The organism is Sphingomonas bacterium (genome assembly GCF_903643065.1).
In the GTDB taxonomy this organism is placed as follows: Bacteria; Pseudomonadota; Alphaproteobacteria; order Sphingomonadales; family Sphingomonadaceae; genus Sphingomonas.
Genome location: NZ_CAHJWX010000407.1, coordinates 1 through 2,855, shown reverse-complemented (window position 1 = coordinate 2,855; position 2,855 = coordinate 1). Strand labels below are relative to the sequence as shown.

The following is a 2,855-nucleotide window of genomic DNA, read 5'->3' as shown; positions in this document are numbered from 1 at the left end:
GCCGGTGCCGCGCGCGACGTCGGCGAAGGGGTCGGCGTGCTCGCTCCAGTTCGCCTGCCACAGCGACGCGCCGCCGGTCATCGTGGTCTCAGCCTCGATATGGTCGGCGGGCAGCTCGCCGACGAAGCGGCTGGGCAGCGACGAGGTCCATTGGCCATAGATGCGGCGGTTGGCGGCGTGGAGGATGGTGGCGCGGCGGCGCGCGCGGGTGATCGCGACGTACGCCAGCCGGCGCTCCTCCTCCAGCGCGCGGGTGCCGCCCTCGTCCATCGCGCGCTGCGAGGGGAACAGGCCCTCCTCCCAGCCGACCAGGAAGACGGTGCCGAACTCCAGCCCCTTGGCGGCGTGGATGGTCATGATCGTGACCTCGGGGACGCGCTCGCCGCCCTCGCGCTCCATCACCAGCGAGACGTGCTCCAGGAACGCGCCGAGCGTGTCGTACTCCTCCATCGCGCGGACCAGCTCGGACAGGTTCTCCAGCCGGCCTGCCGCCTCCGCCGACTTCTCCGCCTGCCACATCGCGGTATAGCCGCTCTCGTCGAGCAGCTGGCGGGCGAGCTCGGGGTGGGGCAGCGCGCCGGCCATGTCACGCCAGCGGGCGATGTCGCCGACCAGACGGCCGAGGGACTTGCGCGCGGCGCCGGCCAGCTCGTCGGTGTCGAGCAGGCGCGCGGCGGCGGCGGTCAGCGGCAAGCCGGACGCGCGCGCGACGCGGTGAATGGTGGCCATCGCCTTGTCGCCTAGCCCGCGCTTGGGGACGTTTACGATTCGCTCGAAGGCGAGGTCGTCGGCGGGCTGGTTGACGACGCGCAGATAGGCGAGCGCGTCGCGGATCTCGGCGCGTTCGTAGAAGCGGAACCCGCCGACGATGCGATAGGGCAGGCCGATCGCGATGAACCGATCCTCGAACTCGCGCGTCTGGTGCTGCGCGCGCACCAGGATGGCGACGTCGTCGAGCGACGCGCCGTCCCGCCTCGCCGCCTCGATCTCGTCGCCGACGCGCCGCGCCTCCTCCGGCCCGTCCCACACGCCCAGCACGCGGACCTTGTCGCCCGCGTCCAGCTCGGTCCACAGCGTCTTGCCGAGCCGGCCCGAATTGTGCGCGATCACCCCGCCCGCCGCGCCCAGGATATGCGGGGTGGAGCGGTAGTTCTGTTCGAGCCGGATCACCGTCGCGCCGGGGAAGTCCTGCTCGAACTTGAGGATGTTCTCCACCTGCGCGCCGCGCCAGGAATAGATCGACTGGTCGTCGTCGCCGACGCAGGCGATGTTCTTGCGGGTTTGCGCGAGCAGCCGGAGCCAGAGATACTGGACGGTGTTGGTGTCCTGATACTCGTCGACCATGATGTAGCGGAAGCGCTGCTGGTACAGTTCCAGCACGTCGCGATGCGTGCGCAGGACCGTGAGCATGTGGAGCAGCAGGTCGCCGAAGTCGCAGGCGTTCACCGCCTTGAGCCGCGCCTGATAGCGGGCGTACAGCTCGCCGCCGCGCCCGTTGGCATAGCGCTCGCTCTCGCCGGCGTCGATGTCGGCGGGGACGAGCCCCTTGTTCTTCCACTCGTCGATCAGCCCGGCGAGCGCGCGGGCGGGGAAGCGCTTCTCGTCAAGGTCGGCGGCGAGCACGAGCTGCTTGAGCAGGCGCAGCTGGTCGTCGGTGTCGAGGATGGTGAAGTTGCTCTGCAATCCGACCAGTTCGGCATGGCGGCGCAGCATCTTCGCGCCGATCGCGTGAAAGGTGCCCAGCCACGGCATCCCTTCCACCGCCTCACCGACCAGCCGGCCGACGCGCTCGCGCATCTCGCGCGCGGCCTTGTTGGTGAAGGTGACGGACAGGATCTCCGACGGCCACGCCTTGCGCGTGTGGAGCAGGTGCGCCAGCCGGGCGGTGAGCGCGGCGGTCTTGCCGGTGCCGGCACCGGCCAGCATGAGGACGGGGCCCTCCGTGGTCAGCACCGCCTCGCGCTGCGGCTGGTTGAGGCCGCGAAGATATGGCGGATCGGCGAGCTGCGTGTCGGTCACGGGCGAACAGCTAGGGAACGCGAACGGCGGGGGCAAGCGCACCGTGCCCGGATCGGGACGACGCGCGGCGAGACTGTCACATCACCGTAACCTGACTGTCACCGTCAGCGGCCACGACACGCGCATGGCCAGCCTTGCCCTCGCCGATATCGGCGGCTCTCGCGTCACGCTCGATCACCGGATGCATCCGGCGGGGCGCTGGCTGTTCGGCGCGGCGGCGGTGGTGGGGCTCGGCTATGCCGGCGCGTCGATCCTGCTCGACACCGCGCATGTCGGTGAGACACTGGCGGTCGGCGCATTCCTGTTCCTGGGGCTGGCGCTGGTGATCGCGCTGGGGTTCGAATTCGTGAACGGGTTCCACGACACCGCCAATGCGGTGGCGACGGTGATCTATACCAACGCGCTGCCGGCGCCGGTGGCGGTGGTCTGGTCGGGCGCCTGGAACTTCGTGGGGGTGCTGACCTCGTCGGGGGCGGTGGCCTATTCGATCATCACGCTGCTGCCGGTCGACCTGATCCTGCATGTCGGATCGGGGGCGGGCTATGCTATGATCTTCGCGCTGCTGCTGGCGGCGGTGATCTGGAACTTGGCGACATGGTGGGTGGGGCTGCCCAATTCGTCCAGCCATGCGCTGATCGGATCGATCCTGGGCGTCGGCCTCGCCAACCAGCTGCTGTCGCGCGCACCGGGCGGCACCTCCGGCGTCGAATGGGGGCAGGCGGTGAAGGTGCTCAACGGGCTGTGGATGGCGCCGGTGATCGGCTTCGTCGCCGCGTTCGTGCTGCTGCTGCTGACCAAGCGGATCGCGCGCGACCCGGCGCTGTACCGCGAGCCGG

Annotated in this window: 2 protein-coding genes; one reads left to right on the top strand and one right to left on the bottom strand. The window is 70.1% G+C overall.

All coding sequences use genetic code 11. The features are described from left to right. On the bottom strand, nucleotides 1–1,926 hold a 1,926-nt coding region (locus HUU95_RS12965), incomplete at its 3' end, for a UvrD-helicase domain-containing protein (protein WP_254602794.1). Between the two features lie 217 nt (nucleotides 1,927–2,143). On the opposite strand from HUU95_RS12965, the gene HUU95_RS12960 reads away from it, so the two are divergent. Then, a partial coding sequence (locus HUU95_RS12960; protein ID WP_174280480.1) for an inorganic phosphate transporter occupies nucleotides 2,144–2,855 on the top strand: 712 nt, incomplete at its 3' end.